The organism is Prescottella sp. R16 (assembly GCF_030656875.1).
GTDB lineage: Bacteria > Actinomycetota > Actinomycetes > Mycobacteriales > Mycobacteriaceae > Prescottella.
In genome coordinates, this window is record NZ_CP130943.1 from 2902114 (window position 1) to 2923083 (window position 20970).

General features: G+C 68.8%; 24 protein-coding genes. 11 read left to right on the forward strand and 13 right to left on the reverse strand.

All coding sequences use genetic code 11. The features are described 5' to 3' along the window. Positions 1-81: 81 nt before the first annotated feature. Positions 82-396 (forward strand): type II toxin-antitoxin system VapB family antitoxin, encoded by a 315-nt coding sequence (locus Q5696_RS13605; protein ID WP_305091862.1) that lies wholly within the window; start codon positions 82-84, stop codon positions 394-396. Positions 397-400: 4 nt separating this feature from the next. Here Q5696_RS13605 and hemW read toward each other — a convergent pair whose 3' ends face one another. Together hemW and Q5696_RS13615 are read right to left on the reverse strand one after the other, a co-directional pair. Continuing rightward, a complete protein-coding gene (gene hemW / locus Q5696_RS13610) occupies positions 401-1705 on the reverse strand; it encodes a radical SAM family heme chaperone HemW (RefSeq protein ID WP_370654931.1) in 1305 nt (434 codons plus the stop codon). A 59-nt stretch (positions 1706-1764) separates the two neighbouring features. Continuing rightward, a complete protein-coding gene (locus Q5696_RS13615; RefSeq protein WP_305091864.1) occupies positions 1765-1917 on the reverse strand; it encodes a hypothetical protein in 153 nt (50 codons plus the stop codon). A gap of 203 nt (positions 1918-2120) precedes the next feature. Between Q5696_RS13615 and Q5696_RS21495 the strand changes: the two genes are divergently transcribed. The 6 genes from Q5696_RS21495 to Q5696_RS13640 all read left to right on the forward strand — a co-directional run bounded on the left by Q5696_RS21495 (position 2121) and on the right by Q5696_RS13640 (position 7847). Continuing rightward, complete coding sequence (locus Q5696_RS21495) at positions 2121-2210, forward strand: Ms4527A family Cys-rich leader peptide (RefSeq protein ID WP_370654790.1); 90 nt, start codon at positions 2121-2123, stop codon at positions 2208-2210. Positions 2211-2374: 164 nt separating this feature from the next. Continuing rightward, entirely contained in the window at positions 2375-4090 is a 1716-nt protein-coding gene (locus Q5696_RS13620; RefSeq protein WP_305091865.1) for a nitrite/sulfite reductase, read from the forward strand. Continuing rightward, a complete protein-coding gene (locus Q5696_RS13625) occupies positions 4087-4833 on the forward strand; it encodes a phosphoadenylyl-sulfate reductase (protein ID WP_305091866.1) in 747 nt (248 codons plus the stop codon). The genes Q5696_RS13620 and Q5696_RS13625 overlap by 4 nt, the downstream gene beginning before the upstream one ends. Then, positions 4830-5771, forward strand: coding sequence for a sulfate adenylyltransferase subunit CysD (gene cysD / locus Q5696_RS13630; protein ID WP_305091867.1), 942 nt, complete (start codon positions 4830-4832; stop codon positions 5769-5771). Before Q5696_RS13625 ends, cysD begins: the two co-directional genes overlap by 4 nt. A gap of 2 nt (positions 5772-5773) precedes the next feature. After that, on the forward strand, positions 5774-7063 hold the full coding sequence (locus Q5696_RS13635) for a sulfate adenylyltransferase subunit 1 (protein WP_305091868.1): 1290 nt from the start codon (positions 5774-5776) through the stop codon (positions 7061-7063). A gap of 19 nt (positions 7064-7082) precedes the next feature. Then, positions 7083-7847, forward strand: coding sequence for a sirohydrochlorin chelatase (locus Q5696_RS13640; protein WP_305091869.1), 765 nt, complete (start codon positions 7083-7085; stop codon positions 7845-7847). Positions 7848-7853: 6 nt separating this feature from the next. On the opposite strand, the gene Q5696_RS13645 is transcribed toward Q5696_RS13640, so the two are convergent. Beyond that, positions 7854-8840 (reverse strand): diaminopimelate dehydrogenase, encoded by a 987-nt coding sequence (locus Q5696_RS13645; protein ID WP_305091870.1) that lies wholly within the window; start codon positions 8838-8840, stop codon positions 7854-7856. A gap of 273 nt (positions 8841-9113) precedes the next feature. Here Q5696_RS13645 and Q5696_RS13650 point away from each other — a divergent pair, with 273 nt between their 5' ends. Further along, on the forward strand, positions 9114-9242 hold the full coding sequence (locus Q5696_RS13650; RefSeq protein ID WP_305091871.1) for a hypothetical protein: 129 nt from the start codon (positions 9114-9116) through the stop codon (positions 9240-9242). Positions 9243-9330: 88 nt separating this feature from the next. Here the strand turns inward: Q5696_RS13650 and Q5696_RS13655 are convergent, their stop codons facing one another. The 8 genes from Q5696_RS13655 to Q5696_RS21505 all read right to left on the reverse strand — a co-directional run bounded on the left by Q5696_RS13655 (position 9331) and on the right by Q5696_RS21505 (position 14865). Next, on the reverse strand, positions 9331-10278 hold the full coding sequence (locus Q5696_RS13655) for a sulfate/molybdate ABC transporter ATP-binding protein (RefSeq protein ID WP_305091872.1): 948 nt from the start codon (positions 10276-10278) through the stop codon (positions 9331-9333). Continuing rightward, on the reverse strand, positions 10275-11081 hold the full coding sequence (gene cysW / locus Q5696_RS13660; protein ID WP_305091873.1) for a sulfate ABC transporter permease subunit CysW: 807 nt from the start codon (positions 11079-11081) through the stop codon (positions 10275-10277). Before cysW ends, Q5696_RS13655 begins: the two co-directional genes overlap by 4 nt. After that, positions 11078-11992, reverse strand: coding sequence for a sulfate ABC transporter permease subunit CysT (gene cysT, locus Q5696_RS13665; RefSeq protein WP_305091874.1), 915 nt, complete (start codon positions 11990-11992; stop codon positions 11078-11080). Before cysT ends, cysW begins: the two co-directional genes overlap by 4 nt. Then, complete coding sequence (locus Q5696_RS13670) at positions 11989-13020, reverse strand: extracellular solute-binding protein (protein ID WP_305091875.1); 1032 nt, start codon at positions 13018-13020, stop codon at positions 11989-11991. The genes cysT and Q5696_RS13670 overlap by 4 nt, the downstream gene beginning before the upstream one ends. 184 nt (positions 13021-13204) lie before the next feature. Continuing rightward, positions 13205-13534, reverse strand: coding sequence for an Ms4533A family Cys-rich leader peptide (locus Q5696_RS21500; RefSeq protein ID WP_370654791.1), 330 nt, complete (start codon positions 13532-13534; stop codon positions 13205-13207). Next, positions 13429-13650, reverse strand: a complete 222-nt coding sequence (locus Q5696_RS13675) for a hypothetical protein (RefSeq protein ID WP_305091876.1) — start codon at positions 13648-13650, stop codon at positions 13429-13431. Before Q5696_RS13675 ends, Q5696_RS21500 begins: the two co-directional genes overlap by 106 nt. Before the next feature lie 9 nt (positions 13651-13659). After that, on the reverse strand, positions 13660-14691 hold the full coding sequence (locus Q5696_RS13680; RefSeq protein ID WP_305091877.1) for a sulfate ABC transporter substrate-binding protein: 1032 nt from the start codon (positions 14689-14691) through the stop codon (positions 13660-13662). 84 nt (positions 14692-14775) lie between these two features. Continuing rightward, complete coding sequence (locus Q5696_RS21505) at positions 14776-14865, reverse strand: Ms4533A family Cys-rich leader peptide (RefSeq protein WP_370654792.1); 90 nt, start codon at positions 14863-14865, stop codon at positions 14776-14778. Positions 14866-14982: 117 nt separating this feature from the next. Between Q5696_RS21505 and Q5696_RS13685 the strand changes: the two genes are divergently transcribed. After that, on the forward strand, positions 14983-16905 hold the full coding sequence (locus Q5696_RS13685; protein WP_305091878.1) for a glycoside hydrolase family 15 protein: 1923 nt from the start codon (positions 14983-14985) through the stop codon (positions 16903-16905). 35 nt (positions 16906-16940) lie between these two features. Next, positions 16941-17315, forward strand: coding sequence for a VOC family protein (locus Q5696_RS13690; protein ID WP_305091879.1), 375 nt, complete (start codon positions 16941-16943; stop codon positions 17313-17315). 9 nt (positions 17316-17324) lie between these two features. Here Q5696_RS13690 and Q5696_RS13695 read toward each other — a convergent pair whose 3' ends face one another. Further along, a complete protein-coding gene (locus tag Q5696_RS13695; RefSeq protein ID WP_305091880.1) occupies positions 17325-18257 on the reverse strand; it encodes an NAD(P)H-dependent flavin oxidoreductase in 933 nt (310 codons plus the stop codon). Positions 18258-18306: 49 nt separating this feature from the next. After that, a complete protein-coding gene (gene lepA, locus Q5696_RS13700) occupies positions 18307-20172 on the reverse strand; it encodes a translation elongation factor 4 (protein ID WP_370654793.1) in 1866 nt (621 codons plus the stop codon). A 155-nt stretch (positions 20173-20327) separates the two neighbouring features. Between lepA and Q5696_RS13705 the strand changes: the two genes are divergently transcribed. After that, entirely contained in the window at positions 20328-20897 is a 570-nt protein-coding gene (locus Q5696_RS13705; protein WP_305091881.1) for a type II toxin-antitoxin system PemK/MazF family toxin, read from the forward strand. Positions 20898-20970 lie beyond the last annotated feature (73 nt).

The following is a 20970-nucleotide window of genomic DNA, read 5'->3' on the forward strand; positions in this document are numbered from 1 at the left end:
AATGGCCCGATGGGCGTCCACCGCCGCGGCCCGCGCCGGACAGGTGAGACGGGTGACGTGGCCGGCCCGTAGGCTCGCCCCATGATCTTCAAGGGTGTCCGGGACGGCAAGCCGTATCCCGATCACGGATTGACCTTGCGGGACTGGTCCCGGATCCCGCCGCGCCAGGTCCGCCTGGACGAGATCGTGACCACGACGAGGGTTCTCGAACTCGACCGGCTGCTGTCCGAGGACTCCACGTTCTACGGCGACCTGTTTCCGCACGCGGTGCTGTGGCAGGGCACGATCTATCTCGAGGACGGCGTCCACCACGCGGTCCGGTCGGCGCTGCGCAACCGGACGGTGCTGCACGCGCGGGTCTTCGACTTCGACGCCCTGAACCCGCCCACCGACTGAGCGGTCAGGCGAGCAGGTCCCGGACGACGGCGTCCGCCAGCAGCCGGCCACGGTCGGTGAGGACGAGACTGCCGCCGGAGACGACGGCGAGCCCGTCGGCGACCACCTGCTCGGCGGCCGCACGCTCGGTGTCCCGCAGGTCGGCCAGGGGTATTCCGGTGCGCAACCGCACCGTGAGCATGACCCGTTCGACGTGGACGTCCTCTGCGGTGAGGGTTTCGCTGCCGGCGACGGGCAACTCCCCCGCCGTCAGCCGGTCCGCGTACCGGGCCGGATGTTTGACGTTCCACCACCGCACCCCGCCGACGTGGCTGTGCGCGCCGGGCCCGGCACCCCACCAGTCGCCGCCGTCCCAGTAGCCGAGGTTGTGTCGGCAGCGGGCGTCGCCCCCGGCGGCCCCCGTCATATCCCCCGTCGCTCCGCTCGCCCAGTTCGAGACCTCGTACCAGTGCAGGCCGGCCGCGGACAGGCGTGCGTCGATCCGCTCGTAGCGGGCGGCGAGGACGTCGTCGTCGGGGGCGGGCAGTTCGCCGCGGCGCACCTTGCGGGCCATGGCGGTGCCGTCCTCGACGATCAGGGAGTACGCGGAGACGTGGTCGACGCCGGCGCTCAGGACGGCGTCGAGGGAGGCGTCCAGGTCGGCGTCCGTCTCCCCCGGCGTGCCGTAGATGAGGTCGAGGTTGACGTGGTCGAATCCGGCAGCGCGGGCCTCACGGGCGGCGGCGACGGCCCGGCCGGGGGTGTGGGTGCGGTCGAGGACCTTCAGGACGTGTTCGGCCGCGGACTGCATGCCCAGGGAGATGCGGGTGTAGCCGGCGTCGCGCAGGGCCGTGAAGAACTCGGGGGACGTGGATTCCGGGTTCGATTCGGTGGTCACCTCGGCTCCCGCGGCGAGTCCGAAGGTGCCGCGGACGGCGTCGAGGACCTCGGCGAGTCCGGCACCGCCGAGCAGTGACGGAGTGCCGCCGCCGACGAAGACGGTGTCCGCGGCCGGGGCACCGGTCGCGGCGGCGGCCAGGTCGAGTTCCCGCTTCAGTGCCTCGAGCCACGACTGCGGGGACGCCGAGGTCCCCAGCTCTCCTGCGGTGTAGGTGTTGAAGTCGCAGTATCCGCACCGGGTGGCGCAGAACGGAACGTGGACGTACACGCCGAACGGCCGCGATCCGACACCGGACAGGGCGGTACCGGGCAGGACGAACGGCGCGGACGCGGGGACGGAGGCCGGGACGGGGGAACCACTCACCCCACCAGTGTCCCAGCCTCCGGCGTGGGCCCGGGGCCGACGGGTGGAACCGAGCGTTGCCCGCATTCCACCCGCCGGCCAGGATGTGGTTTCGGTCACACTGCTGTCGGTGACCGGGTCGGCCCCTACTCGGTGTCGCGCTTGCTCTCGGACGTGTCGATCGGCGGCAGTGCGCCGCCCTCGTTGGCCCACCGGTCGAGCTGCTTGCCCTCCGGATCCGGGAGCCGACCCTTCCGTCGTTTGAGCAGATGACCGAGGGTTTCTGTGATCTTTCCCATACCCGAACCGTAGCCACCCTTCCCGGTCCGTGCAGGACGCCGCGCCGGTCCCGTCACCGGCCACCCGGTCGATCCTCCGCAGTGTCGTCCCGACAGCCGCCCTCCGGTCGCCCGCGGAGCGCCGCGAACGATTTCCCGCGTTTCCGCGGGAAATCCACGAACACCGGTCGGCGGCACCGGAATCCCGTGGCAGAATGGCCCGCATGACGGATACCGGAGTGCGATTGGTGGCGCGGCGCCACGTCGACCTCAAGCGTGTCTGCAGCTGTTGTTGTCTGCCTTGCGGCGCATAGCAGCCGGCGTCCTCCTGCCCTGAGCGCAGTCGACGCGCGTCTGCATTCTTCCCTCCCGTTCGGCCCGTATCACGCGGCCGGTCGAGGACGATTCCCGCGAGGATGCAGCCCTCCTCTCCTGTCTTCGACCGGTGCCCGTGACATTCACGACCCCAGGAGCACCCATGACGTCGACCACCGACGCCGTTTCCAGCACACCCCCGCCCGCTGCCGCCCGACCCGCGCGCCCGAAGAAGCGCGCGTCCGAGGGCCAGTGGGCGCTCGGCTACCGCGAACCGCTCAACGCCAACGAGCAGATCAAGAAGGACGACAACCCACTCAACGTGCGGGCCCGCATCATCGACCAGTACTCGAAGGGCGGCTTCGACAGCATCGACAAAGCCGACCTGCGCGGACGTTTCCGCTGGATGGGCCTGTACACGCAGCGTGAGCAGGGCTACGACGGCACCTTCACCGGCGACGACAACGCCGACCTGCTCGAGGCGCCGTACTTCATGATGCGGGTGCGCACCGACGGCGGCCGGTTGAACCGGGAGCAGATCCGGACGCTGGCCGGTATCTCCACCGAGTTCGCCCGCGGCACCGCCGACATCTCGGATCGGCAGAACCTGCAGTACCACTGGATCGAGATCGAGAACGTGCCGGAGATCTGGCGACGGCTCGAGGCCGTGGGTCTCGAAACGACCGAGGCGTGCGGCGACTGCCCGCGTGGCATGCTCGGATCCCCACTCGCCGGCCTGTCCCCCGACGAGGTGCTCGACGCGACCCCCGCCCTGGCTGAGATCAAGCGCCGCTACATCGGCAACCCCGAGTACTCGAACCTGCCGCGAAAGTTCAAGACCGCGATCTCCGGCCTGCAGGACGTGGTCCACGAGATCAACGACGTCGCGTTCGTCGGTGTCGAACATCCCGACCACGGCCCCGGCCTGGACCTGTGGGTCGGTGGCGGTCTGTCGACGAACCCGATGATGGCGCAGCGTCTGGGCGTGTGGGTGCCCCTCGACGAGGTTCCCGACGTGTGGGAGGCGGTCGTCGCGATCTTCCGCGACTACGGCTACCGACGGCTGCGGTCGAAGGCACGGCTCAAGTTCCTCGTCAAGGACTGGGGCGTGCAGAAGTTCCGCGAGGTGCTCGAGACCGAGTACCTGCACCGGAAGCTGATCGACGGCCCGGCGCCGGTGCCGCCGAAGCATCCGATCGATCACGTGGGTGTGACGCGACTGTCCAACGGGCGGAACGCCGTCGGTTTTTCGGCGGTGTCCGGACGACTGACCGGTGACACGCTGTTCGCGATCGCCGACGCGATGGAGCGGGCCGGTACGGACGACCTGCGGTTCACGCCGTACCAGAAGCTGGTGGTCGTCGACGTCGACGACGACAAGATCGCCGGACTCGACGCCGACCTCGAGGCGGTGGGGCTGAGTTCGCGGCCGTCGCGCTGGCGCCGCAACCTCATCGCCTGCACCGGCCTCGAGTACTGCAAGCTGTCGTTCACCGAAACCCGAAGCCGTTCACAGGCTCTCGTGCCGATTCTGGAGGAGCGTCTCGCGGATCTCAACGAGCAGCTGGACGTGCCGATCACGATCAACTTCAACGGGTGCCCCAATTCGTGTGCCCGCGTGCAGGTCGCGGACATCGGGTTCAAGGGCCAGTTGATCGCCGACGAGAACGGCACCCCGATCGAGGGCTTCCAGGTGCATCTCGGAGGCAGCCTCGGCTTCGACAGCGGGTTCGGCCGGAAGCTTCGGCAGCACAAGATCTTCGCGCACGAGGCCACCGACTACATCGACCGGCTGGTGCGCAATTTCATCAAGAACAAGAACGACGGCGAACGCTTCGCCGAGTGGGCGGTGCGTGCCGACGAGGAGGATTTGCGATGAGCGTGGATCTGAGTGCTGCGATCACCGACGAGCTCCGTCGGATCGCCGAGCAGGGGGCGGCGGACCTCGCGGGGGCGTCCGCACAGGAACTGCTGCAGTGGACCGAGGACACGTTCGGGGCCGGGGCGAGCGCAGCGACGGGGAGCGAGCGCAGCGGCTACATCGTGGCGTCGAACATGCAGGACGGTGTGCTGGTTCACCTTGCCGCACAGGTTCGTCCCGGCGTGGACGTACTCTTCCTGGAGACGGGCTACCACTTCCCGGAGACCATCGGCACCCGTGACGCCGTCGAGCAGGTGTACGGCGTGAACGTCGTGAACGCGTCGGCCGAGCACACCGTCGCCGAACAGGACGCGATGCTCGGCAAGAACCTGTTCGCACGTGACGCCGGTGAATGCTGCCGGCTGCGGAAGGTGGTGCCGCTGAAGGCGACACTGCAGAACTATCGGGCGTGGATCACCGGCATCCGCCGGGTCGAGGCCCCCACCCGGGCGAACGCGCCGTTGATCTCGTTCGACGAGGCGTTCGGACTGGTGAAGATCAATCCCATCGCCGCATGGTCGGACGACGACATGCAGGCGTACATCGACGAGCACTCGATCCTGGTGAATCCGCTCGTCGACGAGGGGTATCCCTCCATCGGGTGCGCTCCGTGCACCGTCAAACCACTCCCCGGCGCCGATCCGCGCAGCGGTCGGTGGGCCGGTTCGGCCAAGACAGAATGCGGGTTGCACGCCTCATGACCATCGACATCTCCCTCCCCGAGCCGCGACTCCAGCTCGACGGCACCACGTTCGACACCCTCGACGCGCTCGAGTCCGAAGCCATCCACATCTTCCGGGAGGTGGCGGGCGAGTTCGAGCGGCCCGTGATCCTGTTCTCGGGCGGCAAGGACTCGACGGTGCTGCTGCACCTGGCGATCAAGGCGTTCTGGCCGGCGCCGGTACCGTTCGCGCTGCTGCACGTCGACACCGGCCACAACCTGCCCGAGGTGCTCGCGTTCCGGGACCACGTCGTCGCCAAGTACAACCTGCGCCTGCACGTGGCGAGCGTGGAGGACTATCTCGCCGACGGCCGCCTCACCGAGCGTCCCGACGGGATCCGCAACCCGCTGCAGACCGTGCCGTTGCTCGACGCGATCGGCGAGAACCGGTTCGACGCGGTGTTCGGCGGCGCCCGCCGCGACGAGGAGCGGGCCCGCGCCAAGGAGCGCATCTTCTCGCTGCGCGACTCGTTCGGCCGCTGGGATCCGAAGAAGCAGCGTCCCGAACTGTGGAACCTGTACAACGGCAGGCATTCTCCCGGCGAGCAGGTGCGGGTGTTCCCGCTGAGCAACTTCACCGAACTCGACATCTGGCGCTACATCGCCCGCGACGACATCGAACTGGCGAGCATCTACTACGCCCACCAGCGCGAGGTGTACCAGCGTGACGGCATGTGGATGACCTCCGGGGTGTGGGGCGGCCCGCGCGACGGCGAAGAGGTACAGACGCTGTCCGTGCGCTACCGCACCGTCGGTGACGGCTCCACCACCGGCGCGGTGCTGTCCGAGGCCGCCGACAACGAGGCCATCCTGGCCGAGGTCGCGGCGTCCCGGCTGACCGAGCGCGGCGCCACCCGCGGCGACGACCGAGTTTCCGAAGCGGCCATGGAGGACCGCAAGCGAGAGGGCTACTTCTGATCATGAGCGACCTGCTACGACTCGCAACCGCGGGCAGCGTCGACGACGGCAAGTCCACCCTCGTGGGCCGGCTGCTGTACGACACGAAATCCGTTCTGGCCGACCAGATCGACGCCGTCACCCGGGCGTCGGTCGACCGTGGCCTGTCCACCCCCGACCTGTCGCTGCTCGTCGACGGCCTGCGCGCCGAACGTGAGCAGGGCATCACGATCGACGTCGCGTACCGCTACTTCGCGACCCCGAAGCGCAGCTTCGTGCTGGCCGATACGCCGGGGCACGTGCAGTACACCCGCAACACCGTCTCGGGGGCGTCCACCGCCCAGTTGGTGATCCTGCTGGTCGACGCCCGCAAGGGTGTCGTCTCCCAGACCCGCAAGCACGCCGCGGTGCTGGCCCTGCTGGGTGTGCCGCGACTGGTGCTGGCGGTCAACAAGATCGATCTCGTCGACGACCCGGCGCAGGTGTTCGCGGACATCTCCGCCGAGTTCCGGTCGCTGACCGGATCGCTCGGCTGGGACGACGCGGACGTCCACGCCATCCCCGTCTCGGCGCTGCACGGCGACAACGTCGCGATCGCGTCGGACGACACGCCGTACTACGACGGGCCGACGCTGATCGAACATCTCGAGTCGGTGCCGGTGGACAGCGACAGCCGGCGATCGATCGGACTGCGTTTCCCGGTGCAGTACGTGATCCGGCCGCGCACCGCCGAGTTCCCGGACTACCGCGGGTACGCCGGCCAGGTCGCCGCCGGTTCCGTCTCCCCCGGCGACGAGGTCGTGGTGCTGCCGTCCGGCACCCGCACCACGGTCACCCGGATCGACACGTACGACGGTGAACTCGACGTCGCACACGCCGGACGCAGCGTCACGCTGGTGCTCGCCGACGACGTCGACGTCTCCCGCGGCGACACGATCACCGCACCGTCGGACGCGCCCGAGCCGATCGCCGAGTTCGACGCCACCGTGTGCTGGCTGGCCGAGAAGCCGCTGCGTCCGGGGTCCCGGCTGCTGCTCAAGCACGGCACCCGCACCACGCAGGCGATCGTGGGCACGCTCGTCGAGCGTCTCGACGAGCAGGAGCTGACCTCGGAGCTGTCCCCGGAGAGCCTCGAGCTCAACGAGATCGGCAAGATCTCGGTGCGTGTCGCGGAGCCGATCGTCGCCGACGACTACACCGTCGACCGGCACACCGGCAGCTTCCTGCTGATCGATCCGGCGGGCGGCAACACGCTCGCGGCCGGTCTCGTCGGCGATGCGATCGCCGCCGTCGAGCTCGGTGAGCGGGTCTGAGACGGCGGCGGTGCCTCCCATGGTTACCGTGCCTCCTCCGCTCGTCGCTGTCGCGCACGGCAGCCGTGACCCCCGATCCGCTCGGGTGGTCGCGGCCGCCGTGACAGCGATGCGGATGCAGAGGCCTGATCTGGACGTCCGGCTCGCATTCCTCGACCTGAACGCGCCGTCGGTGGATCGGGTTGTCGATACCGTTGCTGCCGAAGGACATTCCTCGGCGATCGTGGTGCCGCTGCTACTCGGCAGCGCCTTCCACGCACGAGTCGATCTGCCCGGGATCCTGGCCGCGGCCCGCACCCGACATCCTCGACTCGAACTCGTCCAGGCCGACGTCCTGGGCGGCGACCGCCTGCTGCTCGACGCGCTCCGCGACCGGATCGCCGACACCGGTGCCGCGGCGGACGACCCGGAGACCGGGGTGGTTCTCGCGGCGGTCGGCTCGTCGAACGCCGACGCGAACCGTCGCGTGCACCGGCTCACGACCGTTCTTGGTGCCGGGACCCGGTGGCCGATGTCGGTGTGCTTCGCGACCGCCGCGCGGCCATCCGTCGAGCAGGCGATCTCGTCACTCCGCGTGCAGGGGGCACGGCGTGTCGTGATCGCCCCGTGGTTCCTGGCGCCGGGACTGCTCACCGATCGCCTCGGTGCGGCGGCCCTCGCCGCCGACCCGGGCGTGGTGTTCGCCGATCCGATCGGAGCGCATCCGAACCTGGCCGCGGTCGCCCTCGCCCGGTACGACACCGCAGTCCGGGCCGGATCGTACCGGACGAGGATCCCCGCCTGACCTCGGTTACAGCAGTTCGGCGCGCAACTGCTCCGGCGTCTTCGGCGACAGCAGTCCCGGGGCCACGTCGTACACGGTGTGCGCGCCGATCCGGCCGTCCGCGTTCAACCGGTGCACGGCCCGCGCGTACGCGACCAGGACGCTGGCGGTGAACTGCGGGTTGCTGCCCAGCGCCAGGCTGTACTCGACGGTCTGCACGTTGCCGTCACCGGTGGATCCGCTGCGGATCACGAAGCCGCCGTGCGGCATTCCCGCATGGTCGCGGTCGAGGGTGTCGGCGTCGACGAAGTTGACGACGGTGTCGTACTGGTCGAAATAGTCGGGCATCGTGACGATCGCCTCGCGCACGGTGTCGGCGTCGGCGCCGTCGGCGAGGACCACGAAGCATTCGCGGGTGTGCTTGTCGCGGGTGGACAGCTCGGGCCGGGCACCGCTGCGAACCTTCGCGATCGCGACGTCCGACGGCAGCGTGTACTGCACCGCGGCCGCGACACCCGGCACGCGGCGCACCGCGTCCGAATGGCCCTGACTCACACCGCGCCCCCAGAAGGTGTAGGTCTCACCGACCGGCAGGATCGCCTCACCGTACACGCGGTTGATCGAGAACAGGCCCGGATCCCAGCCCGTGGAGATCAGCGCCGTCCGGCCGGCCGCGCGGGCGGGGGCGTCGACCGCCGCAAAGTACTCGGGGATGCGGGCGTGGGTGTCGAAACTGTCGACGGTGTTGAACCGGGCCGCCAGTTCCGGGCCCTGCTGCGGCAGGTCCGTCTTCGAGCCGCCACACAGGATCAGGACGTCGATCTCGTCCTCGAACTCGGCGAGCCGGTCCCAGCCGAACACCTGGGTCTCGGCGCGTTCCGGCGCGACGCTGCCCGGATCCCGGCGCGTGAACACCCCCACCAGGGTCATGTCCGGGTTGACTGCCACGGCCGTCTCGACGCCGCGCCCGAGATTGCCGTAGCCGGCGATACCGACACGGATGTGCGCACTCACTTCGCGTTCCTCCTGACGCCCGACGACGGTCGCCGGGCAGAACGACCCACGTTACCCGCGTGGCGATCCGCCCACTGACCACACCACCGGACGACCCGGGATGAACGCCAAAACAATTGCTGCATACGCATATTCGGATACCACTATTTGTGCCGATCGAGGGTTCGCTGCATAGTCGTCCCGGGCATTCGAATCGAGCTCACCCGATACCGATGCAGATGTGGCCGACTCTGCACCGATCCGCAGGAAACATCCGAAAAAAGGAGTGCAGCAATGGGTTCCACCGAACTCGTCCCGATCTTCGAGTTCTTCGTCGACTTCGCCGACGCCACATCCGGGATGTTCGAGGCGTTCGGCTTCTTCGCCGGGTCCCTCGACACCGCCGGCCAGTTGTTCGGCTGAGATCCGGCAGCGGGCCGCACGAGCGGTCCGTGCACGGGAATGCCCGGCACCGCACTGCGGCGCCGGGCATTCCCGCTCTCGTCCCGATCTACCCGACGACGTCGGTGGGCCGCACGTACACCGTCTCGCCCTCACGCAGGCCGAGGGATTCGGCGTCGCCGCGGGTGATCTGCGCGGACAGCGCCTGGGCACCGGTCTTCGGCTGCAGCTCGACCCGCACCTCGAAACCGAGATGCACGACGCGGGACACGGTCGCCGCGAACGACTGCGGCAACTGGCTGCGGTCCAGGCGCAGATCGTGCGGGCGCACCAACCGGCCGTTGAGACGGGCGACCGGACCGAGGAACGACATCACGAAGTCGTTGGCCGGGGTGTCGTACAGCTCCTGCGGGGTGCCGACCTGCTCGATCCGGCCCTTGTTGAGGACCGCGATCCGGTCGGCGATGTCGAGCGCCTCCTCCTGGTCGTGGGTGACCAGGACGGTGGTCACGTGGACCTCGTCGTGCAGGCGGCGCAGCCACGTCCGCAGATCGTCGCGCACCTTCGCGTCGAGTGCGCCGAACGGCTCGTCGAGCAGCAGGACCTGCGGGTCGACGGCGAGGGCCCGGGCCAGGGCCATGCGCTGACGCTGACCACCGGACAGCTGCGCCGGGTAACGGTGCTGGAAACCGTCGAGCCCGACGATCCCGAGGAGGTCGTCGACCTTCTTCGCGATCTCGGCCTTGGGCCGCTTACGGATCGTGAGCCCGAACGCGACGTTGTCGCGCACCGTCATGTGTTTGAACGCCGCATAGTGCTGGAACACGAACCCGATGTCGCGCTTCTGCGGCGGAACCCCGGTGACGTCCTTCCCGGCGATCGTGATGGTGCCCGAGTCGGGGTGCTCCAGGCCGGCGATGGACCGCAGCAACGTCGACTTGCCCGAGCCGGACGGCCCGAGCAGCGCCGTCAGCGAGCCGGACGGGATGTCGAGGGTGACGTCGTCGAGGGCGGCGAAGTCGCCGTAGTTCTTGCGGGCTCCGGTCACGGTGATCATGTCGTGCTCCTCTTACGGTCGAGCAGAGTCATCAGCAGCAGGGCGACGAGGGCGATCCCCATCAGCAGGGTGGCTGCCGCGTAGGCGCCGAAGGTGTTGTGGTCGTCGATGTAGCGGGAGTGCACGAGCAGGGTCAGGGTCTGCGACTGCCCGGGGATGCCGGACGAGACCATGATGACGGCGCCGAACTCGCCGAGCGCGCGGGCGATGGTGAGCACGACACCGTAGGTGAGGCCCCAGCGGATCGCGGGCAGGGTGATGCGGGTGAACGTCTGCCACTTCGACGCGCCCAGCGTCGCGGCAGCCTGTTCCTGTTCCTCACCGATCTCGTGCAGGACGGGTTCGACCTCACGCACCACGAACGGGAGCGTGACGAAGATGGTGGCAATCACCATGCCGGGCAGCCCGAAGATCACCCGGAATCCGGTCGATTCGAGGCCGCCGAACCAGCCGCCGGCACCCCACAGCAGGATCAGCGAGACACCGACGACGATGGGCGACACCGCGAACGGCAGATCCACCACCGACTGCAGCAGCCCGCGGCCGGGGAACCGTCCGCGCACGAGTGCGAGAGCGGTGACGACACCGAAGATCACGTTGAGCGGGACGACGATCGCCACGATGATCATCGACAGGTTCAGCGCGGAGATCGCGGCCGGTGTGCTGATCGCGTGATAGAAGGTGACGGCACCGTGCTCGAACGCCCGGTACAGGATCACCGCGATCGGGCTGAGCAGCAGCACCGCGAGGTAGGCGAGAACGATCGTGCGCAGGGAAATCCTGGCGAACGGGGAAACCTTCACTGCGACTGCTCCTCTCGCCGCTGGTTGCGGGCCGCGAACATCCGCAGCACCAGCAGCGTCACGAACGCGATCACGAGCAGCGTCACCGAGACGGCGGCCGCGCTGGTCTGCCGGTCGATCTCGATCTGCTGCTGAATGTACTGCGACGCCACCTGCGTCTGCCGGGGAATGTTGCCGCCGATCAGCACCACCGACCCGTACTCGCCGATCGCGCGGGCGAACGCGAGACCGGCACCGCTGATGATCGCCGGAGTCAGGGTGGGCAGGACGACACGCCGGAAGATCGTCCAGTTGTTCGCGCCGAGCGACGCGGCAGCCTCCTCGACCTCCCGGTCGACCTCGATCAGGACGGGCTGCACCGAGCGGACCACGAACGGCAGCGTCACGAACGCCAGCGCCATCACCAGACCCGGCTGGGTGGCATTGAGGTGCACCCCGATCGGGCTCTGCGGGCCGTACAGCGACAGCAGCACGATGCTCGCCACGATCGTCGGCAGTGCGAACGGAAGATCGATGAGCGCGTTGATGATCCGCTTGCCGGGGAACTCGTCGCGCACCAGTACCCACGCGATCAGGGTGCCCATCACCACGTTGATCACCGCGACGATCACCGACACCAGGATCGTCACCCGCAGCGCGGCGAGCGCGCCCGGCGCGGTGACGGCGTCCCAGAAGCCGGACCATCCGTCGTCGAGGGAGGCCACCAGCAGCGCCGCGAGCGGCAGCAGCACGATCACACTCAGCCAGACGGCTGCGATACCGATGCCGAGCGGGCCGACGGCCCCGGTGACCGCGAGCCTGCGACGCAGGCGGGCGGTCCGACTCGGGGGTGGGGGTGTCGGTGTGGGCACGGAAGGAGTCGCCTTCGGAGTGGTGGCCGTGGGTGTGGGTGTGGTCGCTGTCGTCGTCATGAGGTTGCGTTCTCGTAGATGGCGGCGATCTTGCCCGAGTCCTGATCGAACAGATCCTGGTCGACGGTGTCCCAGCCGCCGAGGTCGGCGACGGTCCACAGCTGCTGTGGTTCCGGGAAGTCGGCGGCGTACTCGGCTGCCACGGCCGGGTCGACGGGACGGAACCCGGCCTCGGCCCACCCGCGCTGCGCCGGCGCCGTGTAGAGGAAGTCCCGGAACGTCACCGCGGTCGCCCGGTTGCGGCCGGTCGAGACGACCGCGACGGGATTCTCCACCTTGAACGTCTCGGGCGGGGTGACGTGCTCGACCGGATCGCCCTTGCGTTCGGTGAACAGGGCCTCGTTCTCGTAGCTGAGCAGCACGTCACCGGTGCCCTGCAGGAACATTTCGGTGGCCTCGCGACCCGACTTGGGTTGCACCGTCACGTGCTCGGTCACCAACTTCTCGAGGTAGTCGAGTCCGGCCTGCGGATCCTTGCCGCCGTTGCTCTCGACGGCATACGGCGCCAACAGGTTCCATTTCGCCGATCCGGAACTGAACGGATTCGGCGTCACCACCTCGACACCGGGCCGCAGCAGGTCGTCCCAGTCCCGGATGTTCTTCGGATTCCCCTCCCGCACCACGAGCGTGATGACCGAACCGAACGGCACCCCGCCGTACGCGTCCTCGTTCCAGCTCTCGTCGACGAGACCGGCGTCCACCAGCCGGGTGATCTCGGGTTCCACCGAGAAGCTCACCAGATCCGCATGCACACCGTCCGACACCTTGCGGGACTGGTCGCCCGACGGCCCATACGACGGATTGAAGCGCACCCCAGCCCCCTCGGGCGTTTCCGCGAACGCCGCGGTGACCTTGTCGTAGCCGGGTTTCGGCACGCCGTACGCGAACAGATTGATCGTGCCTCCGCTGCCGTCGGCACCGATGTCGCCACCGCCCATGACGTCGCTCGGCCCGCCGCTACACGCCGTCAGCACGGCGGCACCGATCGCGACCAGCACGGTCGGCAACATACGGGAGCGGTGTTTCATCGGGGGTCAACCTTCCTGCCGAGCGGATACGCGCGGGGATTCGGGCACAGCAAACTCGGATCGGACTCCGAGCGGGAGCGACGTCCGGGAGAAAACGAGCACAGGGCGGCTCCGCGTCCCGATGCGGGACAGCGGGCGACGGTCACACGGACCGGACTCGAAAAGGGGGGGAACGCCGAAACTGTTATCGACAACAGTGGATGTCGGCGACCGCTAAACCGCCGACCGCGATCAACGCCAGTTCATGGCGGACTCGGGGAGCGGTGACGTGCGGCACGGGGGCGACTCTAGCAGAGCCCGACCCCGTGCCCCACATCTGTACGGGCAGTGTCAGCGGGTGAAGAACCACGCGACGACGACCAGAACGATCAATGCGATCAGTGCGATGGTCACGCGGGAGCGCGGCATCTAGTAGTCCTCCACCTTCGTCTCGGCCGGCCGGCCGGTCGGGTCGACGAGCTCGCCGCGCCCCAGCAGTGTGAACACCGCCGACAGGGCACGGTCGAGCAACCATGCGATACCGAAGCAGGCCGGAATCATCACCGCGAGCACCAGGATCACCTGGGGGACGAACGGCAGGCCGGCGACCCACAGTTCGGTGCCGTCCCACCAGCTCGCGATTCGATCCACCCGGTCAGCCTACTTCGTCGCATTCTCGTAGACGACGGCGATGCTGCCGCTGCCCGGCCGGAACAGATCGGTGTCGACGGTGTCCCAGCCGCCCAGGTCGTCGATCGACCACAGCTGCTGCGGTTCCGGGAAGTCGGCAGCGTACTCGGCTGCCACCGCCGGGTCGACGGGACGGAACCCGGCGCGGGCCCAGAGCCGCTGCGCCTCGGTCGTGTACAGGTAGTCCCGGAACGCCGTCGCCCCGTCGATGTTCGGGCTGTTCGACAGCACCGCGACCGGATTCTCGATCGCGAACGTGACGGGCGGGGTGACGTGCTCGACCGGATCGCCCTTGCGTTCGGTGAACAGGGCCTCGTTCTCGTAGCTGACGAGGACGTCACCGGTGCCCTGCAGGAACGTCTCGGTGGCCTCGCGACCCGACTTGGGTTGCACCGTCACGTGCTCGGTCACCAACTTCTCGACGTAGTCGAGTCCGGCCTGCGGATTCTTCCCGCCGTCGCTCGCAGCAGCATACGGGGCCAACAGATTCCATTTCGCCGACCCGGAACTGAACGGATTCGGCGTCACCACCTCGATGCCCGGCCGCAGCAGATCGTCCCAGTCCCGGATGTTCTTCGGATTCCCCTCCCGCACCACGAGCGTCACCACCGAACCGAACGGAATCCCCCGGTATGCGTCCCGGTTCCAGCTCTCGTCGACGAGACCGGCGTCCACCAGCCGGGTGACGTCCGGTTCCACGGAGAAGCTCACGATGTCGGCGCGAGCCCCGTCGCGCACCTTGCGGGACTGGTCTCCCGACGGCCCGTACGACGCGTTGAACTGGACTCCCTGCCCCTCTTCGGTGTCCGCGAATCCAGCGGTGACCTTGTCGAATCCGGGCTTCGGGACGGCGTACGCGAACAGGTTGACCGTCCCGCCGCTGCCGTCGGAGACGGTCTCGCCACCGCCGGTGACATCACTCGAACCACCCGCGCACGCCGTCGACACGGCGGCGGTGATCGCAACGAGGGCGGTCAGGAACGAACGGGAACGAAGTCGCATGAGAGGAGTGCCTTTCCGGCAGGCCGAAGTGGTACGAGAGGACACCCGGCGGCAGGCCGGGTGACGGGGTGCAGGGAAACCGGTTCAGCGACAGAGAATGTCGGCTACCGCCAGGTCACCGACCGCGATCAACGCCAGTTCGTGGCGGACGCGGTGGGCGATGACGGTGGACACGGCGCAGACAGTAACAGAGGCCGGACCCGCCGCCGAGGGTTGAAATCGGACTGCGGCAAAGTACCCGTCGCCGGGGAATCGTGGACGCGGACTCGATGCCGGGTCGATGATGAACAGATGACGTCACTGCCCGAGCATCGCAGCGTCTTTCCACCGATCGACGACTACGCGTTCCTGTCCGACTGCGAAGTGAACTGTCTGATCGCCCGCAACGGGTCCGTGGAGTGGATGTGCGTACCCCGGCCGGACTCCCCCAGCATCTTCGGCGCCCTCCTCGACCGCAGTGCCGGACACTTCCGGATCGGCCCGTACGGCCAGAACGTCCCCGAGGCCCGCCGGTATCTACCGGGCGGACTCATCGTCGAAACGACGTGGCAGACCCAGACCGGATGGCTGATCGTGCGGGACGCCCTGGTGATGGGCCGCTGGCACGCCAACGAACAGCGCTCCCCCACCCGACGGCGGACACCGTCGGACTGGGACGCCGAGCACATCCTGCTGCGCACCGTGAAGTGTGTGAACGGCACCGTCGAACTCGAGATGAGCTGCGAACCCGCGTTCGACTACCACCGGGCACCCGCGGAATGGGAGTACACCGGCAAGGTGTACGAGGAGGCCACCGCCACGTGCCGGGCAACCGTCGGCGGCGACCATCCGACGCTGCGGCTCACCTCGAACCTGCGGATCGGGATCGAGGGACGCGAGGCCCGTGCCCGTACCCGCATGGTCGAGGGCGACAACGCGTTCGTCGCGCTCTCCTGGTCCGACGTGCCGGCCCCGCAGACGTTCGACGAAGCCGCCGCCCGGATGTGGCAGACCACCGAGTGCTGGCGGCAGTGGGTCACGATCGGCCGGTTCCCGGACCATCCCTGGCGCGGGCACCTGCAGCGCAGCGCCCTCACCCTCAAGGGGCTGACGTACGCGCCGACCGGCGCCCTCCTCGCCGCCCCCACCACATCGCTCCCGGAGACGCCGGGCGGCGAACGCAACTGGGACTACCGGTACGCGTGGGTGCGCGACTCGACGTTCGCGCTGTGGGGCCTCTACACCCTCGGCCTCGACCGGGAGGCGAACGACTTCTTCTCGTTCATCTTCGACTCGAGCCGCAGCGAGGACGGCTACCCGGCACCGCTGCAGGTCATGTACGGCGTCGGCGGCGAGCACACCCTCGTCGAAGAGGAACTCGACCACCTGCACGGATACGACGGCGCCCGCCCGGTCCGCATCGGCAACGGCGCCTACGACCAGAACCAGCACGACATCTGGGGCACCATGCTCGACTCGGTGTATCTGCACGTGCGGTCCCGCGACCAGGTGCCCGAAACCCTGTGGCCGCTGCTCAAACGGCAGGTCGAAGAGGTCGTCAAGAACTGGAGACAACCCGACCGCGGCATCTGGGAGGTGCGCGGCGAACCACAGCACTTCACGTCGTCGAAGATCATGTGCTGGGTGGCGCTCGACCGCGGCGCGAAACTCGCGGCACTGCACGGGGAGAAGAGCTACGCGCAGCAGTGGACGGACCTCGCCGACGAGGTCAAGGCCGACGTCCTCGAGCACGGTGTCGACGAACGCGGGGTGCTCACACAACGCTACGGGCACCCGTCCCTCGACGCGTCGCTGCTGCTCGCCCCGCTGCTGCGGTTCCTGCCCGCCGACGACCCCCGCATCCGGGCGACGGTCCTCGCGATCGCCGACGAACTCACCGAGGAGGGCCTCGTCCTGCGCTACCGGGTCGACTCCACGGACGACGGCCTGTCCGGGGAGGAGGGCTCGTTCACGATCTGCTCGTTCTGGCTCGTCTCCGCGCTCGTCGAGATCGGGGAACTGCCACGCGCCAAGGCCCTGTGCGAGCGGCTCCTCGCGTTCGCCAGCCCCCTCGAGCTGTACGCAGAGGAGATCGACCCCAAGACCGGTCGGCACCTCGGTAATTTTCCGCAGGCGTTCACCCATCTGGCGCTCATCAATGCCGTCGTCCACGTCATCCGGGCCGAGGAGGACGGGCACACCGGAACCTTCCAGCCCGCCCACGGGCCGATGTGACACGGATTGCCGGTGACGCGTGTCACTATCGGAGGATGCTGGATCATCTGGGAATCCAATGTGACGACACTGCGGCGAGTGCCGCGTTCTACGACAAGGTGCTGGCCCCGCTCGGCGCCGTCCGCATAGCGGAACACGGCCCGATCATCGGATACGGGATCCCACCGAACCCCGACTTCTGGATCAGCCCGCGAGTGCCCGCCGACGCCGGGTTCCGCGAGAACCACTTCGCGTTCGCCGCACCCACCCGCGCCGTGGTCGACGCCTTCTTCGCCGCCGCCGTCGACGCCGGCGCCGAGGTGCTGCACGAGCCGCGCGAGTGGCCGGAATACCACCCCGGCTACTACGGCGCGTTCGTGCGGGACCCCGACGGCAACAACGTCGAAGCCGTCTGTCACGCCCCGGAGTAGGGGCGCCGGTCAGTACGTGCGGCGCAGGAGGCGTTCGGCGTCCGCACCGATCTCGCGGACGACGTCCCCGGCCGGGCGGACCGAGGTGACGAGCCCCGCCGCCTCCCCCGCATACACGACACCGACGGTGGTGTCGGCGGGATCGTAGGCGGCGGCGAGGGTGGCGTTGTCCGCGCCCTGCCCGTGCCACCGTTCGGTGTACGCGTTGACGAGGGCTCGTCCACCCCAGCGCTGCGGCCACGGCTGGTCCCGGGCCTGATCGAAGATCGACGTGTAGACGGTGTCGGCGGAGTCGGCCTCGACGAGCCGCTGCCGCGCGAAGTCCGGTCCGGTGGTCTCCGGGCTCGCGAGCAGGGCGGTCCCGATCCAGCCGCCCGCGGCGCCGGCGGCGATCACGGCGGCCAGCCCGCGTCCGGTGGCGATACCGCCCGCCGCGATCACCGGCAGGTCGGTGGCCTCGAGGATCTGTTGCAGCAGCGGCAGTGTGCCGATCCGGCCCGTGTGGCCACCGGCCTCGGTGCCCTGCGCCACCACGAAGTCGACACCCGCAGCCTCCACCACCCGCAGGTCCTCGATCGTGTTGATCTGCGAACCCACCAGGGCGCCACACGCTTTCGCGCGCGGCACGAACGGCGCCGGATCACCGAACGACAGCGAGATCACGTCCGGCTCCTCGCCGATCGCGGCGTCGAGCAGGGCGTCGTCGTCGTACAGCGACCACGTCATGAGCCCGACACCGAGCTTGCCGCCGCCGAGTTCCCGGGCCACCGCGGACTCGGCGGCGATCCACTCCGGGGTGGCGTAGCGGGCGGCCCCGAGTAACCCGAGCCCACCGGCCCGCGTCACTTCCCCCGCCAGACGGCCTCCGGCCCGTCCACCCATCGGGGCACCGACGATCGGCACCTCCAGTCCCAGTTCCCGGGTCAGCCAGGTGTCGATCACGATGCTCCTTCCGAGCGGCTTCCGAGCGGCTTCCGAGCGGCGCAGCCGCCTACTTCTTCGGCTTGTCGGCCACCGACTCGTTCGACAGTGCCGCCACGAAGGCCTCCTGCGGCACCTCGACGCGACCGATGGTCTTCATGCGCTTCTTGCCTTCCTTCTGCTTCTCGAGCAGCTTGCGCTTACGGGAGATGTCGCCGCCGTAGCACTTGGCGAGGACGTCCTTGCGGATCGCCCGAATGTTCTCGCGCGCAATGATCTTCGAGCCGATCGCGGCCTGGATCGGCACCTCGAACTGCTGGCGCGGGATCAGCTCGCGCAGCTTGGTGGTCATCTTGTTGCCGTACGCGAAGGCCGCATCCTTGTGCACGATCGCACTGAAGGCGTCGACAGCCTCGCCCTGCAGCAGGATGTCGACCTTCACCAACGCGGCCTGCTGCTCGCCGGACTCCTCGTAGTCGAGACTCGCGTAACCCTTGGTCCGCGACTTGAGGGCGTCGAAGAAGTCGAACATGATCTCACCCATCGGCAGCGTGTACCGCAGTTCGACGCGGGTCTCGGACAGGTAGTCCATACCGCCGAGCTCGCCGCGGCGGGACTGACACAGCTCCATGATCGCGCCGGTGTACTCGCTGGGCGCGATGACGGTGCACTTGGTCATCGGCTCGTACACCTCCCGCACCTTGCCCTCGGGCCAGTACGACGGGTTGGTGACCTCGTGCTCGCTGCCGTCCTCCATCGTCACCCGGTAGACGACGTTCGGGGCGGTGGAGATCAGGTCGAGGCCGAACTCGCGCTCGAGCCGGTCGCGGGTGATCTCCATGTGCAGCAGGCCGAGGAAGCCGCAGCGGAAACCGAAGCCCAGCGCCACCGACGTCTCCGGCTCGTAGGCGAGGGCCGCATCGTTGAGCCGCAGCTTGTCGAGGGCGTCGCGCAGCACCGGATAGTCCGAGCCGTCCAACGGATACAGGCCCGAGTACACCATCGGCTTGGGGTCCCGGTAGCCGACCAGCGGCTCACTGGCACCGTTGCGGAAGGTGGTGACGGTGTCGCCGACCCGCGACTGGCGCACGTCCTTCACACCGGTGATCAGGTAACCGACCTCGCCGACGCCGAGGCCCTCGGTGGCCTTGGGCTCGGGCGAGATGATGCCGACCTCGAGCAGTTCGTGGGTGGTGCCCGTCGACATCATGGTGACCTTCTCGCGGGGACGGATCTTGCCGTCCACCACGCGCACGTAGGTGACGACGCCGCGGTAGGCGTCGTACACCGAGTCGAAGATCATCGCGCGGGCCGGGGCGTCCGACTGCCCTTCGGGCGCCGGCACCTGCTTGACGACCTCGTCGAGCAGTTCCCGCACGCCGACGCCGGTCTTACCGGAGACCCGCAGCACGTCTTCCGGCTCACAGCCGACGATGTGCGCGATCTCCGCGGCATACCTCTCCGGGTCGGCCGCAGGCAGGTCGATCTTGTTGAGCACCGGGATGATGGTGAGGTCCTTCTCCATCGCCAGGTACAGGTTGGCGAGGGTCTGCGCCTCGATGCCCTGCGCGGCGTCCACGAGCAGAACCGCACCCTCACACGCCTCGAGGGCACGGGACACCTCGTACGTGAAGTCGACGTGGCCGGGCGTGTCGATCAGGTGCAGCACGATCTCCTCGGTGGAGCCGTCCTCGTGCTCGACGGTCCACGGCAGGCGCACGTTCTGCGCCTTGATCGTGATGCCGCGCTCGCGCTCGATGTCCATCCGGTCTAGGTACTGCGCGCGCATCGCCCGCTCCTCGACGACACCGGTGAGCTGCAGCATCCGGTCCGCGAGCGTCGACTTGCCGTGGTCGATGTGCGCGATGATGCAGAAGTTCCGGATCTTCGTCGGATCCGTGAACGTCTTCTCCGCAAAGTTGCTGCTCAAGCCCAAATCCCTCGTCTCACTCGCACATCGTTCATCGACTCGGCACAGCGTCACCCGCGTCCCGTGCCACCCCATCATCCCTTGAAGGTGGGCGCACGTACACATCCAGGGTCGTCGCGGCCCACCCGGACGGGCCGCGGTCACCGTTAAGCTCGGGCGTCATGGCGAGCACGTGGGGCACCATCGGCAGAAAGCTCGGCGACTACGCGACCCGTGAGGGCCCGAAACTGCTGCGGCAACTGCGCACCAGCGCACCCGTCACCCGCGCGACCGCAACCGTGTCGGGGATGCTGTCCGCGCCGCAGCGTCCGGCGACGACGCCCGGCCGACCGGCGTCGCGCACGTCGGCGCCCACCGCGCACCGGGCGCGTCGCATCGACTACGCCCCGAGCCTCGACGGCCGGGCCGACCCCGGCGAGATCGTGTGGACGTGGGTGGCCTACGAGGACGATCCGCGGCAGGGCAAGGACCGTCCGGTCCTCGTCGTCGGGCGCGACGGCGACACCCTGCTCGGATTGATGCTGTCGTCGAACAGCCGGCGCGACGACGACCCCGACTGGCTGCCCCTCGGCGCCGGGACGTGGGATGCGGAGAACCGGCCCAGCTGGGTGCGCCTGGACCGGGTGCTCGACGTCCCCGAGGCCGGTATTCGCCGCGAGGGCGCGATTCTCGACCGCGGCCGCTTCGATGCCGTCGCCACCCGGTTGCGGGCGGACTACAGCTGGCACTGAGACCAGCTACGGTCCGACACCCTGCACCGGACGACGGCCCCGGCGCGAACCACGCACCGGGGCCGTCGTCGCC

What these genes read in the sequence shown, in the direction of transcription:
- Q5696_RS13605 (WP_305091862.1), top strand. Translation starts at nt 82, where the DNA reads ATGATCTTCAAGGGTGTCCGGGACGGCAAGCCGTATCCCGATCACGGA.
- hemW (WP_370654931.1), bottom strand. Translation starts at nt 1,705, where the DNA reads ATGCGGGCAACGCTCGGTTCCACCCGTCGGCCCCGGGCCCACGCCGGA.
- Q5696_RS13615 (WP_305091864.1), bottom strand. Translation starts at nt 1,917, where the DNA reads ATGGGAAAGATCACAGAAACCCTCGGTCATCTGCTCAAACGACGGAAG.
- Q5696_RS21495 (WP_370654790.1), top strand. Translation starts at nt 2,121, where the DNA reads ATGACGGATACCGGAGTGCGATTGGTGGCGCGGCGCCACGTCGACCTC.
- Q5696_RS13620 (WP_305091865.1), top strand. Translation starts at nt 2,375, where the DNA reads ATGACGTCGACCACCGACGCCGTTTCCAGCACACCCCCGCCCGCTGCC.
- Q5696_RS13625 (WP_305091866.1), top strand. Translation starts at nt 4,087, where the DNA reads ATGAGCGTGGATCTGAGTGCTGCGATCACCGACGAGCTCCGTCGGATC.
- cysD (WP_305091867.1), top strand. Translation starts at nt 4,830, where the DNA reads ATGACCATCGACATCTCCCTCCCCGAGCCGCGACTCCAGCTCGACGGC.
- Q5696_RS13635 (WP_305091868.1), top strand. Translation starts at nt 5,774, where the DNA reads ATGAGCGACCTGCTACGACTCGCAACCGCGGGCAGCGTCGACGACGGC.
- Q5696_RS13640 (WP_305091869.1), top strand. Translation starts at nt 7,083, where the DNA reads ATGGTTACCGTGCCTCCTCCGCTCGTCGCTGTCGCGCACGGCAGCCGT.
- Q5696_RS13650 (WP_305091871.1), top strand. Translation starts at nt 9,114, where the DNA reads ATGGGTTCCACCGAACTCGTCCCGATCTTCGAGTTCTTCGTCGACTTC.
- Q5696_RS13655 (WP_305091872.1), bottom strand. Translation starts at nt 10,278, where the DNA reads ATGATCACCGTGACCGGAGCCCGCAAGAACTACGGCGACTTCGCCGCC.
- cysT (WP_305091874.1), bottom strand. Translation starts at nt 11,992, where the DNA reads ATGACGACGACAGCGACCACACCCACACCCACGGCCACCACTCCGAAG.
- Q5696_RS13670 (WP_305091875.1), bottom strand. Translation starts at nt 13,020, where the DNA reads ATGAAACACCGCTCCCGTATGTTGCCGACCGTGCTGGTCGCGATCGGT.
- Q5696_RS21500 (WP_370654791.1), bottom strand. Translation starts at nt 13,534, where the DNA reads ATGGTTGCTCGACCGTGCCCTGTCGGCGGTGTTCACACTGCTGGGGCG.
- Q5696_RS13680 (WP_305091877.1), bottom strand. Translation starts at nt 14,691, where the DNA reads ATGCGACTTCGTTCCCGTTCGTTCCTGACCGCCCTCGTTGCGATCACC.
- Q5696_RS13685 (WP_305091878.1), top strand. Translation starts at nt 14,983, where the DNA reads ATGACGTCACTGCCCGAGCATCGCAGCGTCTTTCCACCGATCGACGAC.
- Q5696_RS13690 (WP_305091879.1), top strand. Translation starts at nt 16,941, where the DNA reads ATGCTGGATCATCTGGGAATCCAATGTGACGACACTGCGGCGAGTGCC.
- Q5696_RS13705 (WP_305091881.1), top strand. Translation starts at nt 20,328, where the DNA reads ATGGCGAGCACGTGGGGCACCATCGGCAGAAAGCTCGGCGACTACGCG.